General features: G+C 65.7%; 14 protein-coding genes and 1 pseudogene. 8 read left to right on the forward strand and 7 right to left on the reverse strand.

Annotation, left to right across the window (positions count from 1 at the left end; all coding sequences use genetic code 11):
* Together V7050_RS03335 and V7050_RS03340 are read right to left on the reverse strand one after the other, a co-directional pair.
* On the reverse strand, positions 1 to 805 hold an 805-nt coding region (locus V7050_RS03335), incomplete at its 3' end, for a GAF domain-containing protein (protein ID WP_324398173.1).
* A gap of 303 nt (positions 806 to 1,108) precedes the next feature.
* Positions 1,109 to 1,660 (reverse strand): annotated as a pseudogene (locus V7050_RS03340) (transposase); the annotation flags it as partial.
* 359 nt (positions 1,661 to 2,019) lie between these two features.
* On the opposite strand from V7050_RS03340, the gene dctP reads away from it, so the two are divergent.
* The 8 genes from dctP to V7050_RS03380 all read left to right on the forward strand — a co-directional run bounded on the left by dctP (position 2,020) and on the right by V7050_RS03380 (position 10,695).
* The gene (dctP, locus tag V7050_RS03345; protein ID WP_324374690.1) at positions 2,020 to 3,093 is read left to right on the forward strand and encodes a TRAP transporter substrate-binding protein DctP; all 1,074 of its coding nucleotides are present in this window, start codon (positions 2,020 to 2,022) and stop codon (positions 3,091 to 3,093) included.
* A gap of 73 nt (positions 3,094 to 3,166) precedes the next feature.
* Positions 3,167 to 3,688: a TRAP transporter small permease gene (locus tag V7050_RS03350; protein WP_324374692.1), complete on the forward strand. Its 522-nt coding sequence runs from the start codon at positions 3,167 to 3,169 to the stop codon at positions 3,686 to 3,688.
* A 5-nt stretch (positions 3,689 to 3,693) separates the two neighbouring features.
* Positions 3,694 to 4,992, forward strand: a complete 1,299-nt coding sequence (locus V7050_RS03355) for a TRAP transporter large permease (RefSeq protein ID WP_324374694.1) — start codon at positions 3,694 to 3,696, stop codon at positions 4,990 to 4,992.
* Positions 4,993 to 5,107: 115 nt separating this feature from the next.
* Positions 5,108 to 6,025, forward strand: coding sequence for a dihydrodipicolinate synthase family protein (locus V7050_RS03360; RefSeq protein ID WP_324374696.1), 918 nt, complete (start codon positions 5,108 to 5,110; stop codon positions 6,023 to 6,025).
* Positions 6,026 to 6,028: 3 nt separating this feature from the next.
* The gene (locus V7050_RS03365; RefSeq protein ID WP_324374698.1) at positions 6,029 to 7,537 is read left to right on the forward strand and encodes an aldehyde dehydrogenase; all 1,509 of its coding nucleotides are present in this window, start codon (positions 6,029 to 6,031) and stop codon (positions 7,535 to 7,537) included.
* The gene (locus V7050_RS03370) at positions 7,537 to 8,313 is read left to right on the forward strand and encodes an NAD(P)-binding domain-containing protein (protein ID WP_324374700.1); all 777 of its coding nucleotides are present in this window, start codon (positions 7,537 to 7,539) and stop codon (positions 8,311 to 8,313) included. The genes V7050_RS03365 and V7050_RS03370 overlap by 1 nt, the downstream gene beginning before the upstream one ends.
* Positions 8,310 to 9,656, forward strand: a complete 1,347-nt coding sequence (locus tag V7050_RS03375; RefSeq protein WP_324374703.1) for an NAD(P)/FAD-dependent oxidoreductase — start codon at positions 8,310 to 8,312, stop codon at positions 9,654 to 9,656. The genes V7050_RS03370 and V7050_RS03375 overlap by 4 nt, the downstream gene beginning before the upstream one ends.
* An 88-nt stretch (positions 9,657 to 9,744) precedes the next feature.
* Positions 9,745 to 10,695, forward strand: coding sequence for a LysR substrate-binding domain-containing protein (locus V7050_RS03380; RefSeq protein WP_324374705.1), 951 nt, complete (start codon positions 9,745 to 9,747; stop codon positions 10,693 to 10,695).
* An 88-nt stretch (positions 10,696 to 10,783) separates the two neighbouring features.
* Here V7050_RS03380 and V7050_RS03385 read toward each other — a convergent pair whose 3' ends face one another.
* From V7050_RS03385 to V7050_RS03405, 5 genes are all read right to left on the reverse strand, one after another.
* Positions 10,784 to 11,527 carry a recombinase family protein gene (locus V7050_RS03385; protein WP_324374707.1) on the reverse strand — a complete coding sequence of 248 codons (744 nt, stop codon included), beginning with the start codon at positions 11,525 to 11,527 and terminating at the stop codon, positions 10,784 to 10,786.
* Positions 11,528 to 11,599: 72 nt separating this feature from the next.
* The gene (locus tag V7050_RS03390) at positions 11,600 to 12,142 is read right to left on the reverse strand and encodes a phage terminase small subunit P27 family (protein ID WP_324374709.1); all 543 of its coding nucleotides are present in this window, start codon (positions 12,140 to 12,142) and stop codon (positions 11,600 to 11,602) included.
* Positions 12,139 to 12,699 carry a phage terminase small subunit P27 family gene (locus V7050_RS03395; protein ID WP_324374711.1) on the reverse strand — a complete coding sequence of 187 codons (561 nt, stop codon included), beginning with the start codon at positions 12,697 to 12,699 and terminating at the stop codon, positions 12,139 to 12,141. The genes V7050_RS03390 and V7050_RS03395 overlap by 4 nt, the downstream gene beginning before the upstream one ends.
* Entirely contained in the window at positions 12,696 to 13,958 is a 1,263-nt protein-coding gene (locus V7050_RS03400) for a site-specific DNA-methyltransferase (RefSeq protein WP_324374713.1), read from the reverse strand. Before V7050_RS03400 ends, V7050_RS03395 begins: the two co-directional genes overlap by 4 nt.
* A gap of 131 nt (positions 13,959 to 14,089) precedes the next feature.
* The gene (locus V7050_RS03405; protein WP_324398174.1) at positions 14,090 to 15,781 is read right to left on the reverse strand and encodes a hypothetical protein; all 1,692 of its coding nucleotides are present in this window, start codon (positions 15,779 to 15,781) and stop codon (positions 14,090 to 14,092) included.
* Positions 15,782 to 15,834 lie beyond the last annotated feature (53 nt).

Raw genomic sequence — 15,834 nt, forward strand, 5'->3', positions numbered from 1 at the left:
CGATGCCGAAGAGGTCTGCGACCGGAACGGGCCGCGCCAGATTCTCGCCCGTGAGTCCGAGCGCCTGTCGTGCGGCGCGGGTGGCGCCGATCACCAGTTCGTCGCTGTCGATCGCGATCAGCCCCCCGCCGTTCTTGTCGGTCCCGGGGGCCACGAGCACCCGCGCATCGGGGAAGGCCAGCCGAAAGGTCTCCGCCTCGATGCGCCGCGCCGCGTCCTGAACCGCAACCGCGATCAGCCCGATGAAAGCCTCGGTGAGATCGGCACGGCAGGACGAGACGTCGAGCGCTGCCGCGAGCCGCCCCTCGTGATCGAATATTGGCGCAGTGGTGCAGCTGAGGTCAGTGTTGCGGGTGAAGAAGTGCTGGTCGCGGTGGATGGAGAGCGGGCGCTGCTCCACAATGCAAGTCCCGATGCCGTTGGTGCCTTCGGCCGCCTCGCTCCAGACCGCTCCGGTCCACAGCCCCCAGCCCTCGAACGTCGGATCGTCAGACGCGGCGCCGCGGCGGTCGACCGGTACGCCCTCGCGGTCCGCCAGTAGGATGCAGCAGCTTACGCCGCCAACCGCCTGGAACAGCCGGTCGAGGCTCCCCTGCGCGGCATGCACCAAGAGATCCACCCGCTCGCGGGCGACGCGCAACTCGCCCTCGCTCAACCGCCGGGGCGGCTTGCGGTCCGCCGGGTCGAGCCGGTGCAGGGTCGAAGACCGCCGCCAGGAAGCAGCCAGCGAGGACCGCGCCGGCGCATCGCTTTCGATCGCGGCCAGTACTCGGTCAGCGTGGGCGCCCGGATTAACTCCGCGCATCTCCCTCCCTCCGAGCGGTCACCTAGGGTATCCGCGCATATCCGATGCCTGAACATGGAAACTTTGTCCACCGCGCATGCGAACAACTCACAACCCGGGAGACCCCAGTTCGGCGCGGCCCCAATCGCGGGGAAAGGCCAATCTGGCGAACGCCAGCGGACCAAGGGGGGATATGATCCTTTGACCAGCTCTCGAACGCGCGAGTTCAGCGCTACTGCGAAACCTAGAGCACTTTCCGAGCCGCGTGAATCGACGGGGATTCCCAGAGACGTTGGGTTCTGATTCAAGTTGCGTGCTGGGGATGACCGCCATGGCGATTATGGCGGCAACGGAGATGATCCTCCCGCGCTGGCGCACCTTGAGGTAGGTCGCGTCGAGCCAGAGGTAGGGCCAGTCGGCGGCGATCGGCCGGTCAAAGAACTCCCGCACCCGCTCGTCAATGTCCTTGCACAGCTTCGACCCGGTGCTCTTGGAGATGCCGGTCAGCCCCATGGCCTGCACAAGGTCGTCGACCCGGCGCGTCGAGACGCCGCCGATCCAGGCCTCCTGGATCACCGCGACCAGCGCCTTTTCCGACGTCCGGTGCGGCTCCAGGAGGCCCGGGAAGTACGAGCCCTGCCGCAGCCTAGGCCCCCGCAGGTTCAGCGCGCCGAGGCGTGTCTTCAGCTCGCGAGCGCGATAGCCGTTGCGCCAGTTCTGGCGGCCGTCGCCGCGCTCGTAGCGGCCGGCGCCGACCACGCCCTCGACGTCGTGCTCCATCAGCAGCTGCAGCACCGCCTCGGTGACGGCGCGCAGGAAATCGCCGTCATCATGCTTTTGCAGCAGCTCGATCAGCGGCAAGGTAGATTCGGTCATCGGGGTCTCCATCGGCCCGTGGTTGAAGTCCGCAAACTCCACCAAAACCGACGCCCTCGATGGCCACCCCGGATCACACCGCCGACGCAGCGCGAATTTCCACCACGAGTTCGGACGCTAACCTAGCGCGGAGCTCGGGATGCGTCGGGATGTTAGCTTGGGCCGATCTGGTGGGCTCAGTACAATCTGATCGTCGCGCTTCCGCGCCAGCTACCGTGCTGCTGGCGAAATTCCGACATTAGCTGCGCCTATTGCGCATCCCATGAAAAAGCTCGTTTGCCGAATCCGGATGGATCAACGGAAAATTCCGCGCGGCTATCCGAGCGGCTAGCGGCGGAATGGCCACAAAGGGGGGGAACATGATCCACACAAAAACAGTCTCCGGGTTGGCCGTCGCCTTGGCGATGCTCGTTCCTGCCGCGTCCCGCGCAAGCGAAGATAGCTACAAGCTGGTGCTCACGAGCGAGGCCGGCGACCGGAATTCACCCGTGGGCGAGGCGATGCGGACCTGGGCGTCGCTGATCAATGAAAAATCGGATGGCCGCATCGTTGCGGACGTATTCTATCAGGGCGAACTCGGTGGCCAACAGGAACTGTTCGACCAGTTGGTCAAGGGCAACATCCACCTGATGATCACCTGGCCACAGACCTCCTACGATCCTCGGATCGGGGTGAACTATGTTCCGTATCTGGTGATGGGCTGGGAAGACGCGGTGGTCTCGTTCGGGGACGACGGCTGGGTGCGCAAGTTGATGGATCCGGTCTACGCCGACATCGGCATGAAGTATTTCGGTCCCTTTCCCGAGGGCTTCGGCGGCATTGCCACCAAGAACCGCTACGCGACGAGCTATGAGGAGGCTCAGGGACTCAAGGTACGGTCGCAGCCGATCTTCCCGTTGCCGCAGACGGTCCAGGCAATGGGCTTCGATGCCGTTCCGATCGACTGGGCGGAGGTCTACACCTCTCTCCAGACCGGCGTCGTCGATGGCGATTCCTCAAATGTGATCTATTGGGACTACGAGTATTTCCGCGATCAGCTGGATTACTTTGTCCAAACTTCGCACAACTTTTCCTCGTATTCGCTTCTGATGAGCGCCAAGACATGGGACGAACTGGACGCCGAAGATCGTGAAATCATTGAATCCTCTGCGCGCGAGGTGATCGCGCAGCAGTTCAGGGCTGCCAAGGCGGAAGACGACAAGTGGATTGCGGCCGCACAGGAGTTCGGGATGGAGTACATCATTCCAACACCCGAAGAGAAGGCCGCCTGGGTCGAGCGCGTCCGCAACGAAGTCTGGCCGCAGGTCGAAGAGGCTCTGGGCCCGGAAATCATGGACACCATCCGTGCCAACGCGACCGTTCCGGACGCGGACACGACGATGCGGGATGCGGGTACGGCCATGCCGGAAGCTGATGCGGCCGAGCAAGAATAAATAATCGCTGATCGCGGGCACGCGCGGCGTACCCGCGGTTCCTTCTTCACTCCAACACAGAGAGGGCGGCGCGGTGGGGCTGTTCAAGATCCTCGATTCTATTCTCATGCGAATAATGCGGCCGGTCGTCGTGGTGATCGGCCTGGCGGTGGCGTTCATGCTGGCGGCAGGCATCTTCAGCCGGTCCGTCCTGGGTACTCCCGTCTTCGGTCTCGAGGAGATCATGCTCCTCGCGATCATGTGGTTCTACATGCTCGGGGCATCTCTGGCATCGCGCGAACGCTCGCACCTGACCGCGGATTTCGTGAAGATCTTCTCCAGCAACCCCAAGGTCTGGCGGGCCGCCGCCATTGTCGCCACCGCCATCTCGCTGGTGGTCGCGGTGATGATGGTGGTGTGGTCCTGGGACTTCTTCGCGTTCGGCGTCGAACGCAATCAAAAGACGCCGGTCTTCGGCATTCCGTGGTGGGTGTCCCAGTCCAGCCTTCTCTTCGCCTCCGTGCTGTTCGTGGCCTACCTCGTCCGCGACCTGATTCAGGAGATCAGGGGCGACGCATCGATCACATCCGGCGATCCGCTGGCAGAAGTGGAGTAGTCGCAATGGTCGCCCTGATCGCAATCGTGGCCGTCGTCGTTCTGATGATGATCGGCGTGCCCGTCGTCTTCTCGTTCGCCGCAATGACGCTGATCCTCACGCTCCTCTACGGCGTGGACGTGTCCTTCGTCATGACGACCGGATTCTGGTCGGTGAACTCGGTGATCCTCCTGGCGCTGCCACTCTTCGTGATGACCGGCTACCTCATGCAGACGGGCGGGATCGCCCGGCGGCTGGTAGAGTTCGTCGAGGCTCTGGTGGGCAAGTCGCGCAAGGGTATGGGAACGTCGATGATCGTTTCCTGCGGCATCTTCGGGGCCATTTCCGGCACCGCCTCGGCCGCCGTCGCCTCCATCGGTGCCATCATGATCGACCCGATGGAACGCCACGGCTATTCCCGGGGCTATACCAGCGCCCTGCTGGGGATCGCGTCGCTCCTAGGGCTGCTGATCCCGCCCTCGATCACGATGATCCTCTATGCCGTCGTCACCCGCCAGTCCGTTGCCGCCTGCTTCCTGGCGACCATCGGACCGGGCATCCTGCTGATGATCATGCTGGCCGTCCTGAACAGGATACACGTGGCGCGAAAGATTCCCGGAGAAGATGTCGCGATGCCATGGTCCGAGCGGTTGAGCGAAACGGCCTCTACCGGATGGAAGGCCCTCCCCGCTCTGATGCTTCCGGTCATCATCCTGGGCGGAATCTACGGCGGCTTCTTTACCCCGACCGAAGCCGCAGCCATCGCCGTCGTCTATTCCATCCCGGTTGGTCTCTTTGTCTATCGCGAACTGACTCCGCGCAAGATCGCCGAGGCAGTGATCCATGCGGCGACGACGACCGGCGTCATCATGATCATCCTGGTCTTCTCGTTTGTCGCCAGCCGGATCTTCACCCTGGAGCGCGTTCCACAGCAGTTGACGGATTTTCTGCTGGGCGCATTCTCCAGTCCGATCCTGATCCTGCTCGTGGTCAACGTCTTCCTGGTGCTGATCGGCATGATCATGGATGACGTCAGCGTCATCGCGATCATCAGCCCGATCATGGTGCCGGTCATGGCCGAGATCGGCGTGGATGCCGTGCACTTCGCCGCGATCATCGGCACCAGCGTGGTGATCGGCGCCAACTCCCCGCCCATGGCGCCCATCTTGTTCATGGCCTGTCGGGTCGGAAAAGTCGGCATGTCGGAGGTGATGAAGCCAGCGTTCTTCTTCATGGCCTTTGCCGCCTTCCCGGTGATGCTGGTCACCACGTATTGGTCGCCTTTGGCGCTGACCCTGCCACGGCTGTTGGGTTTCATGGAATAGAGGGCGCCAGAATCGTGATACGACAAGGGGCCTCCGCGCTGCGGTGGTCCACGCTCGCCGGGGTCTCAGCGCTCCCGGCCATTCACTCTCAGGAGCTTCTGGATGGACCGCCGAAATGACGTTTAGACTTACACTCGAGGGGATATACACGCCGATCGTGACCCCGATGCGCGCGGACGGATCGTTCGACCTGGACGGGCTTGCCGACGTAGTGGAGCACCTGGTCGCGAACGGCGTGCATGGCATAGTTTCCGGCGGCTCGACTGCCGAGAATTACTCGCAGACGGTCGACGAACGGCTGGAGCTTGCACGTTTCATCAAGGACCGGCTGAATGGCCGTCTGCCGCTGATCGTGGGCACGGGATCGATGCGCACGCCCGATTCCATTGCATTGGCAACCGGCGCGCGCGAGATGGGCGCGGATGCGATCCTGCTCGGGACGCCACCCTATTCGGTGCCGACGGAACGCGAGAACGCGCTAAACGCACTGGCCATCGACCGCGCTGCCGATCTGCCGGTAATTCTCTACAACTACCCGGGTCGGATGGGGGTGGCGATGGGCGAGGAGTTTCTCGACCGCGTCTGCCGGTCACGCAACTTCGTGGGCATCAAGGAAAGTTCCGGCGACATCAACCGGGTGCACCTGCTGGCGCGGGACTATCCGCATATCCAGATGTCCTGCGGCATGGATGACCAGGCACTGGAGTTCTTTGCCTGGGGTGCGCGCAGCTGGATCTGCGCCGGGTCGAACTTCCTGCCCGAGGAGCACGTGTTTCTCTACGAGACCTGTGCGGTGCACGGCGATTTCGCCAAGGGCCGCCGGATCATGTCGGCCATGATGCCGCTGATGCGGGTGCTGGAGCAGGGCGCCAAATTCATCCAGTGCGTCAAGCACGGAACCGAAATGGCGGGGCTGCGCACCGGACCGATGCGGCCGCCGCTGCGCGGTCTGAACAAGGACGACAAGCGCGAACTTGAGCAGGTTGTCCGCGTACTGAAAACCACGATTGCGGCCATCAAGGCAGGGAACTGAGTCATGAGCGATCTGCTAATACGGGACGAATACGAATCGATTGCCCGCGACCTGGTGTTGCCGACCAACGCGTTCATCGACGGCAGCTTCCGGCCGGCGAAATCGGGCAAGACTTTCGAGACGGTAAACCCTGCGACCGGCGCAAAGCTGGCCGATGTGGCGGCATGCGAAGCCGAGGACGTGGATTTCGCGGTCGGCAAGGCTCGCGAAGCCTTCGAGGACGGCCGCTGGTCGAGACTGCACCCGTCCGAGCGCAAGGAGATTCTGATCCGGCTATGCAAGCTGCTGACGCGCAATGCGCGTGAGCTGGCCGTGATGGAGAGTCTCGACAGCGGCAAGACCATCTATGACTGCTCCAACGTCGACGTTCCCGAGACGATCCACTGCATCAAGTGGCATGCCGAACTGATCGACAAGATCTACGACCAGGTGGCGCCGGCCTCTGACAATCACATGGCACTTGTGGTCCGCGAGCCTGTGGGTGTGGTGGGCCTGGTGCTACCATGGAACTTCCCGCTCCTGATGCTGGCGTGGAAGATCGGCCCGGCGCTGGCCGCAGGCTGCTCGGTGGTGGTCAAGCCGGCCGCAGAAACCTCGCTGACGGCGCTAAGGCTGGCCGAGCTGGCGTACGAGGCCGGCGTCCCTGCCGGCGTCCTGAATGTCGTCACCGGCGGCGGCGGTGACGTGGGCGAACCCTTGGGCAAGCATCCCGACGTGGACATGGTGTCCTTCACCGGTTCCACCGTGACGGGGCGGCGGTTCCTGCACTATTCGGCCGACAGCAACCTGAAAGAGGTCGTGCTCGAGATGGGCGGCAAGAATCCCTGCATCGTCATGGACGACGCCGAGCATCTGGACGCGGTGGCCGCCCATGTGGTGAACGGCGCTTTCTGGAACATGGGCGAGAACTGCTCGGCCGCATCGCGCCTAATCGTCCACAAGGACGTCAAGGACTCGCTTCTGGAGAAGGTGAAGGCGCATGCCCGTGAATGGAACGTCGGCGATCCGCTGGACCCCACGGTGCGGGTCGGTGCGCTGGTCAGCAAGGCACATTTCGACAAGGTCTGCGGCTATCTCGGCAAGGCCGAGGCCGCCGAAATCGTCATGGGGGGCAAGAATTCGGGTGGGGCTTTCGTCGAGCCGACGGTTGTCGATGTGAAGAGCAACGAGTCGGTGCTGGCTCGGGAAGAAATATTCGGTCCGGTGTTGTCGGTCATTACCGTATCGAGCTTCGACGAGGCGATAGCGGTGGCGAACGACACGCCGTACGGGCTGGCGGCCTCGCTCTTCACGTCGAATGCGCGGCGGGCGATGCGCGGCGCGCGGGCGATCCGGGCGGGAACGGTCACGGTCAACTGCTTCGGCGAGGGCGACATCACCACGCCATTCGGGGGCTACAAGCAGTCGGGGTTCGGCGGGCGCGACAACTCGATCCACGCCCACGATCAGTATACCCAACTCAAGACGATCTGGCTGGACCTGACCGACCCGACGGACACCGAAGTGGCCTGATGGCACGCATCGGCTTCCTGGGCACCGGTGAAATCGCCTCGGCGATGGTCAGCACCATCGCCGGGGACGACCATGAGATCCTCGTTTCGGAGCGAAATTTGAGGATCTCGGGGGATCTCTCGCATAGGTTCGACACGGTAGGTCGCGCGCCAAACGAGACGGTCGTGGCGCAGAGCGACATCGTGGTCCTGTGCCTTCTGGCCGACGTGGCGCTGGAGACGCTGCCGCACCTGCCGTTTCGAGAGGGGCAGACGGTCATCTCCGTCATGGCGGGCATGTCGGTCAAGGAAATCACCGACCTCTGTGCGCCGGCGCGCGAGATCGCCGTGGCGATTCCGCTGCCGATTCTGCCGCTCGGCGGCACGCCGCTCGTTGCCTATCCCGAAACAGCAGCGCTGGACGCGCTTTTCGGTTCGCACGCGTCGATCCATCACTGTACGTCCGAGGAGGCGCTGAACGCGCATTTTGCGGCAACAGGGCTGCTGTTGCCGATCCTCGATCAGATTTCCGTGGCTGCAGGTTGGCTTGCTGGCTTTACCGAGGATCGAGGGGCGGCCGAGGCGTATCTTGCGGCACTTCTGGGCGGTTATTGCCGGTTGCTGGGACACTCGCCCGACATCGACCTCGGGGAACTGCGTCGCGGGCTTTCCACCGAGGGCGGGCTCAATCAGACCCTAAGTGCTGCCCTTGCCAGCAATGGAACACCGGAGGCCCTCGAGGCGGGACTCGATGGGTTCCGGGCGCGGCTTGGATTGAGCGAGAAACGACGGCGATGAAATCCGAATACGCTGCCAAACGCCTGCCCAAGCACGCGGGACCGGCGGCGTGGGACGCGATCCTCGGCCCGCGTGCCGCCGCGAGAACGCTCGACGGTGACATGTCCTGCGATTTTGCTGTGATCGGTGCGGGGTTTGCCGGGCTGGCCGCCGCGCGGCGCCTGGCTCAGCTCAATGCGGGGGCGCGGATCGTCGTACTGGACGCCGGACGGATCGGCGAGGGCGCGGCCGGTCGCAATTCTGGCTTCATGATTGACCTCCCCCACGAACTGACTTCAGTGAACTATGCCGGGACGGATGAAAGCCTCGATCGCAGACTCATCAGGCTCAACCGCCTTGCGATCGAGTTTGCTCGCGACGCCGTGCTGGAATACGAGATCGACCCAAATCACTTCGATCCTGTGGGCAAGACCAATGGCGCTGGCAGCGAGGTCAGTCACACCCGGAACCAGAGCTACGCCGCGCACCTCCGCGAACTGCGCGAGCGCTACGAGTTACTCGACGCGCAGGCGATGTTCGAGCTGACCGGCAGTCGCTACTATCTTTCGGGCCTCTACACACCCGGAACCGTCATGCTGCAGCCGGCGGGCTATGTCCGCGGTTTCGCCGGGGGGCTGTCGCGGGTCGCGCAGGTCCGCGAGAACTCGCCGGTAACAGGTTTTCGGCGCGAGGGTTCGGCTTGGCGCATCGCTTCCCCGGGAGGGAGCGTTACGGCGCCAAAGGTCGTGTTGGCCAACAACGGACAGATCGAGAGCTTTGGCTTCAAGCGCGGCCGACTCATGCATGTCTTCCTTTTCGCCTGCATGACCGAGGAACTCGGTCGGGATGCATTGGCGAAGCTTGGCGGCAGGGCACGCTGGGGCGTCACGCCGTCGGATCCAATGGGTACGACAATGCGGCGGATCGACAGCGGACAGGGTGGCAACCGGATCGTGACGCGAACCTGCGCGGAATTCCGCCCCGGCATGGAATCCTCTTCTCGCGAGATGCGTCGCGCCACCGCGGTAATGCGCCGGAAGTTCGACACCCGTTTTCCGCAGCTGGCGGACGTGCGGATGGAATATGTATGGTCGGGGCACCTGTGTCTGTCCCGCAACGGCGTGTCCGTGACAGGCGAGGTCGAGGACGGAATCTTTGCAGCCTGCTGCCAGAACGGGCTCGGCACAACTAGAGGCACGTTGACCGGGATTTCCGCGGCCGAGTTGGCAAGCGGCAGCACCTCGTCGATCACGGAGTATTTTGTGGCGCAGGCCGAACCCGAACGGCTCCCGCCAGAACCGATTGCCACTGTGGGTGCGAACCTGGTCCTGCGCTGGAAAGAGTGGCTGGCGCGACGGGAATGACGTCCTGGGCGCCTGGTCGCGCTGCCGCTCTCATCGCCAGCGAAATGGCGCCGTTGCGCAATGGAACACCAACATCGTAATCTTCGCCATGCTGACGAAACGACGCTATCTCCCCTCTCTCGGCTCATTCGCCACGTTCGAGGTCGCGGCCAAACATCTGAGTTTCACGCTCGCAGGCAACGAACTCCACGTCACGCAGGCGGCCGTCAGCCAGCAGATCCGCGGCCTCGAGAAGGCGCTCGGCACGACGCTCTTCGTCCGCAAGCACAACAGCCTGGAACTCACGGCGGAGGGTATCCGTCTGCTTTCGGCGGTCAGCGACGGTCTGGACTCCATCTGCGATGCCATCAGCGAGTTCAACGACCCCGCGGATCCTGCGGTGATCACGTGTTCCGGGACGAACGCCGCCGTGACCTACTGGTTCAAGCCTTATGTCGACCGGTTTCGCGCATCGCGGCCCGAGCTCAGGTTTGTTCTATTGGCTTCCGACGAGGACGACACGCTACGCAACTTCGACGAAGTCGACGTCTCACTGATCTGTGGAAACGAACGTTGCGAGGTCGGCGAGGTGCTGTACTTCCTGTTTCCCGAGATCGTCGAGCCGATTTGCAGCCCGGACTATCTGGAGCGATATGGCCCGTTCCCCGATCCATCGAGCCTAGCCGGTGCGGATTTGCTGGAGCTTCACCGGAAGCACTGGTCGTCGGAGGCGATCGGCTGGTATCCGATAACCTGGAGCGACTGGTTCCACGCCCGCGGTCTCGATATGCAGCCGAAGCTTCCCGCGATGGTGAGCAACAACTATGCGCTGCTCGTCGAGGCTGCGATTGCAGGCGAGGGCATCATACTCGGCTGGCGTCACCTCGTCAGATCGCAAGTGGCAGATGGCAAGCTCGTTGTGCTTTTCCGGTCTCCACTGCGCGTCGATCGTGGAAACTATCTCAAGGTCAACAAGGCGTCACTCGACAAACCTTACGTTCAGGAATTCGTCGAGTTCATTCTTTCCGATGTTGCCGCAGTGGAACGCGGGCGTCCATAGCCCGCCGCGGACTCTACCCGTTGCTCCGTCAGTGGAGAATGCCGAAGTGAAGCGCCGACTCCGCTTTCAACTGGATGATCGTCGGAGGTCAGAGCACGGTTGATGTAGGGATGAGCCGCCGGGCAGCGGCGGGTCGCTTCGGCGTGTCGGTGTCCTCGGCGAGCCCCAGCCGCGCCAGCAGGTTCCCGGTGTTCGACACATGCCAGCGCCCGCCGCGCCGGGTCTGCATGCCGCGGGCGTTGAGCTCTCCGGCGATGGCGCGCAGGCTGGTGGCACCGCCCGCCCGGATGTCGGCGATCACCGGGGCGAGGTCCCGGGCATGGGCGTTGGCATTGGCCGAGACCGCCGCCCTGAGCGCCGCGCCGCCCTTGCCAGCCCGCCTGAGCGCCGCCGCACCATTCGGGTTGCCGAGCTTCACGCCGCGGGCCCTGGCCACCGCCAGCGCCTCCTTCGTGCGCCGGGAGATCGCCTCGCGCTCCGCCTGGGCCACCAGCGCCATGACGCCCACCGTGAGGTCGTTCGCCTCCGGCATGTCGGCCGCGGCGAACCTCACCCCGCTGTCGCGCAGGGTCAGCAGGAAGGCGGCGTTGCGCGACAGCCGGTCGAGCCTGGCGATCACCAGGAGTGCCCCGGTGACCCGGGCCAGGTGCAGGGCCTTGGACAGCTCCGGCCGGTCCGGGTTGCGGCCGCTCTCCACTTCCGTGAAGCGGGCGACGAGCTCGCCGCCCCGGGCTGCCACGAAGGCCTCGATCGCCTGCCGCTGCGCCTCCAGCCCCAGCCCGCTCGCGCCCTGGCGCGTGGTGCTGACCCGCTCGTAGCCGACGATGCGCATCGCCTCCCCCGTACAGACCTGCCAAACCTTCGTTGCGCAGGTCTGTACCGTGGCGTGCGGCGCAAGTGTAGCTCACGTCTGCGGGTCGTCCTCCGAGGCGTAGGCCAGGCGTTCGGCAATCGCGTCGATCATCGCCGACAGCCGCTCGTGTGCCCCGGAGGTCTGGGCCACCGGCGTCGGCGTGCGATCTAGCACCGAGACCCTGCTCCGCGAGGCCGGGGTCATGCCCAGCTCCACCATGTAGCGCCCCATCAGCTCCAGCTGCTTGTTGGCGATGGAGATCCAGGGCGATTGCTGCACGTAGCCCGAGGGGGTCCTGATCAGGATCGGCGTCTCCTTCAGCTTCTCCTCGGCCTCCACCCAGCGCCCCCAGGCCTGGCAATAGGCGGCGAGCGCGGCCCGGTCGATCGCGGTGAGCACCCCCATGTCGTGCAGCAGCCGCGCGACCCGCCGCCACTCCTTCGCGCCATGCGCCGTCAGATGGCCGGGACAGCGCGGCAGGCCCGGCCCGGTTCGCGGCGCCGGGTTCCGGTCCCGCGGCCGCAGCATCGCGCCGACGAGCTCGTCGTCGGACATCTCGCCGACGCTGCGAACGGGTGCCAGGCTGCGCGTCATCTTGCCCGATCCGGCTCGTCCTTCGTCCCGACCCGCTGCGCGACAGCGTCGAACGGCATGTCGTCGACATACTCCCGCAGCCGCGCGGCCGCGGGGGCCTCCTCGTAGATGGTGCGGAACACGATCTCCGGGATCTCCATGCGCGGGTCCACCGCCGTCACCCGGCTGCGCGCCGCCGGCGTCATGCCGAGCTCGGTCATGTAGCGCCCCATCAGCTCCAGCTGCTTGTTGGCGATGGAGAGCCAGGGCGATTGCTGCACATAGCCCGAGGGCGTCTTCACCAGCGGCGGCGTCTCCTTCATCTTGCGTTCGGCCTCGACCCACTTGGCGTAGCTCTGGCAATAGGCGGCGAGGGCCGCCCGGTCGATCACCGTCAGCACCCCCATGTCGTGCAGCGTCCGGGCCACCCGCCGCCATTCGGCCTTCGCCACCGGCGCGAGATGGGCCGGGCAGCGCAGCATGGCATCGGGCGGCACCGGCTCGGCATGGTTCCAGGCCCGCTTGCCGGGATTGCCCTCCCGGCGCCGGATCGCCGTCGGCTTCGGGCGATGGCTCATGCCGTGCTCCGCATGGTGGCGATCTCCGCGAAGCCGCGCCCGTCAGCTTCGAGCACCGCGACCTCCTCGGTGAAGTCCTGCCAGCGCGTCACCGCCACGTCCACATAGGCCGGATCGAGTTCCAGCGCGAGGCAGCTTCGCCCGCAAGTCTCGGCGGCGATGATGGAGGTGCCCGAGCCGCAGAACGGCTCGTAGACCGCCTGGCCGGGGGAACTGTTGTTGAGCATCGGCCGGCGCATGGCCTCGACCGGCTTCTGGGTGCCGTGCACCGTCGCCGCGTCCTGCTCGCGGCTCGGGATCGTCCAGAGCGTGGTCTGCTTCCGGTCCCCGGCCCAATGCCCCCTGCCCTTGCGGCGCACCGCGTACCAGCAGGGCTCGTGCTGCCAGTGGTAGTCGCCGCGCGAGAGCACCAGCCGCTCCTTGGCCCAGATGATCTGGCTGCGCACCGCGAAGCCGGATGCCTCCAGGCTCGCCGCCACCTCCGCGGCATGCAGCGCCCCGTGCCAGACATAGGCGACCTCGCCGGGAAAGAGCGCCCAGGCCTCGCGCCAGTCCGCCCGGTCGTCGTTCAGCACCCTGCCGGTGCGCTTCGTCGCCGAGAGGCCCGCGGCATTGCGCCAGGACGGGTCGTAGGCGACGCCGTAGGGCGGGTCGGTCACCGTCAGATGCGGGCGCAGGCCGCCCAGCAGCCGGGCCACGTCCGCCGCTTCCGTCGAGCTTCCGCACAAGAGCCGATGCGGTCCGAGAACCCAGAGGTCGCCAGGCCGGGAAACAGGGACGGCCGGCGGCTCCGGCGTCGCCTCCTCGCGCGGGTCGGGCACGCCGTCTCGCAGTAGCGCGTCGATCTCGCCCGCCTCGAAGCCGAGGGTGCCGAGGTCCACCCCGAGCGCGTCGAGCTCCGCCACCTCCAGCGCCAGCAGCTCCCGGTCCCAGCCGGCCGCCTCCGCCAGCCGGTTGTCCGCGAGCACGTAGGCCCGCCGCTGCGCCGCCGAGAGATGGCCGAGCTCGATCACCGGCACGGATACCATCCCGAGCTTCCGCGCCGCCAGCACCCGCCCGTGCCCGGCGATGATGCCGTTCCCGCCATCCACCAGAACCGGGGTCGTGAAGCCGAACTCGCGGATCGAACCCGCGATCAGCGCCACCTGATCCTCGGAATGGGTGCGCGCGTTGCGGGCGTAGGGGATGAGCGCGTCGACGGGGCGGTGGTCGATCGCCAGCGGCTCGGGTGTCTCGATCTGGTGCAGGCGGACGGGCATCGTGGCTCCTCTTGGCCCCGGGGGCGGCATTCGCGGCACCGGGCCGGGGCGTCGACGGCATTCTATCAGAGCGTGCAAGCCATTGTAACCATGACGCTTTCTGAAGGAGGCTGACATCAGGTGACAATCGGTCAGCCGTCATCGCGCCACGCCGCCAGATGCCCTAGAGCCGCTTCGAGCCTCTCTATGGCGGCCTTGTCGTCGCCATCGATCCACCACGCGCGCTGCCAGGAACGTCCCCGCCCGAGCCGACGATAGGCAGCCGATTTCACGGACATTTCCCTATAGAGATCTCTTATAGGGAAATGTCCGCCAAATCCCTCCCGCTGGAACGCCTTCTCGGCCGCGGCGCTGCCGGGAAAGAACCCCGGGTGCAGGAGCAGCGCGTCGCCCGGGCTGTCGACGGCCAAGCCGGCGAGCAGCATCCGCTGGAAGAGGTCGGGACGCACCGCCTCCCAGGCAAGAAGGCGGTCATGGACGAGCGGCAGCGCCACGTCGGCAAGCACATGCACCTCGAGCGGGTTCATGGCCGTCCGGTTCACGCCCCGCCCGCGCCCGATCGCCTGCAGGACCTCGTCGTCGGAGATCGCAGCGCGGATGATCTCGGCGGTCTCGTCCTCGTGCGCCGCGACCCGCACCGCCCGGCTGCTCCCATCCCGCATTCTGATGCCGCTGAGCCGGGTCGTGTAGCCACCCGCCGGCCGATGCCCGAACAATGCCCTGGAGAGAGGCGCCAGTGCCAGGTCGGAAGGCAAAGGCCGGCCGACGACGACGAGGAGCCGAACGCCCCTGTATCCGTCGAGGCCGGCGATGGCGTTGAAGTGGCCGGTCGACACTCCAGGGATACCGGCGAAGGCATCCTCGCAGTCCTTGTAGGTGACCACGAGCACAGGCGAGAGGCGGCGGGCCAGCCACCGTACGTAGGTCACCACCTCCTCCAGGCGATTGGCCCGCCGTTGCGCTTCCGTGGCGGACAGCGCCGGATCGGGGCACAGGACACCCTTGCCGAAGCTTCCGGCGACGAGGTGCAGCTCCATGTGCGGCATGGCAGCCTCGGCCTCCACCACCTCCAGACCGGGCAGGACACGAAGGGCGAGACCAGGGCGAAGCGTCGCATCGAGATGCAGGATTGGCTTGTCCCGCAATGTCGGGTGGATCGCGCGCAAGCCGGAGACGATCACCTCGTTGCCCGAGGTCCTCAGCAGCCGGCTGTCAAATTCCGTTGTCCCTTCCACCAGGTTGGCCATGGCGTTCCAGAGCCCGATCAGGTCATGGGTCCGGGCGTTCACCGCCACCCGCGCCGCTGCCCGCTTGCGATCGCAAAGGGGCATCCCGGGATAGAGGCCCGGACCCTTGATCCGGCGTGCCTCCAGCCCGGCCGCAAGCCGACAGGTCTCGGCGTTCAGCCCGGCGCGCAAGAGGGCCGTACGAGATACCGGTCCGACCTCCGCGAAGGCAGTGACCGCCCGGCGTCGGAGATCGTGGAGGTCTGCCACGGCGCCTTCCCGGCGACCGAGCGAATGGCCCAGAAGGTCGTGGGCAAGCGTTTCGAGATCGAACCGCCGGTCCTCCTGCAGGGCGCTCGCCCAGAAACCTTCGTCGATGATCATGGCCGCAAGGCTCCCCGCGTCGACGGCGAATCCGCTGTAGAGCGCCTGGTGGGCGGCGACGACGACCTCGGCATTCGCCACCTCGTCGCGGTTCCGCTGCTTGCTGCAATCCTCGAAGAACCGGCACCGGCGGCCGGCACTGGCACAGGCGGTCTCGTGCACATCGAGCCGCGCCTCGACGGCCGTACGGACCGCTGCGAGATCCTGGCACATCGGCGCGCCGGTCGCGGGATCCTCGGCCTCGTAGCCACGGAGCACCGCGACGC

The organism is Amaricoccus sp., assembly GCF_036846665.1.
In the GTDB taxonomy this organism is placed as follows: domain Bacteria; phylum Pseudomonadota; class Alphaproteobacteria; order Rhodobacterales; family Rhodobacteraceae; genus Amaricoccus.

What these genes read in the sequence shown, in the direction of transcription:
- dctP (WP_324374690.1), top strand. Translation starts at nt 2,020, where the DNA reads ATGATCCACACAAAAACAGTCTCCGGGTTGGCCGTCGCCTTGGCGATG.
- V7050_RS03355 (WP_324374694.1), top strand. Translation starts at nt 3,694, where the DNA reads ATGGTCGCCCTGATCGCAATCGTGGCCGTCGTCGTTCTGATGATGATC.
- V7050_RS03360 (WP_324374696.1), top strand. Translation starts at nt 5,108, where the DNA reads ATGACGTTTAGACTTACACTCGAGGGGATATACACGCCGATCGTGACC.
- V7050_RS03365 (WP_324374698.1), top strand. Translation starts at nt 6,029, where the DNA reads ATGAGCGATCTGCTAATACGGGACGAATACGAATCGATTGCCCGCGAC.
- V7050_RS03370 (WP_324374700.1), top strand. Translation starts at nt 7,537, where the DNA reads ATGGCACGCATCGGCTTCCTGGGCACCGGTGAAATCGCCTCGGCGATG.
- V7050_RS03375 (WP_324374703.1), top strand. Translation starts at nt 8,310, where the DNA reads ATGAAATCCGAATACGCTGCCAAACGCCTGCCCAAGCACGCGGGACCG.
- V7050_RS03380 (WP_324374705.1), top strand. Translation starts at nt 9,745, where the DNA reads ATGCTGACGAAACGACGCTATCTCCCCTCTCTCGGCTCATTCGCCACG.
- V7050_RS03385 (WP_324374707.1), bottom strand. Translation starts at nt 11,527, where the DNA reads ATGCGCATCGTCGGCTACGAGCGGGTCAGCACCACGCGCCAGGGCGCG.
- V7050_RS03390 (WP_324374709.1), bottom strand. Translation starts at nt 12,142, where the DNA reads ATGACGCGCAGCCTGGCACCCGTTCGCAGCGTCGGCGAGATGTCCGAC.
- V7050_RS03395 (WP_324374711.1), bottom strand. Translation starts at nt 12,699, where the DNA reads ATGAGCCATCGCCCGAAGCCGACGGCGATCCGGCGCCGGGAGGGCAAT.
- V7050_RS03400 (WP_324374713.1), bottom strand. Translation starts at nt 13,958, where the DNA reads ATGCCCGTCCGCCTGCACCAGATCGAGACACCCGAGCCGCTGGCGATC.
- V7050_RS03405 (WP_324398174.1), bottom strand. Translation starts at nt 15,781, where the DNA reads ATGTGCCAGGATCTCGCAGCGGTCCGTACGGCCGTCGAGGCGCGGCTC.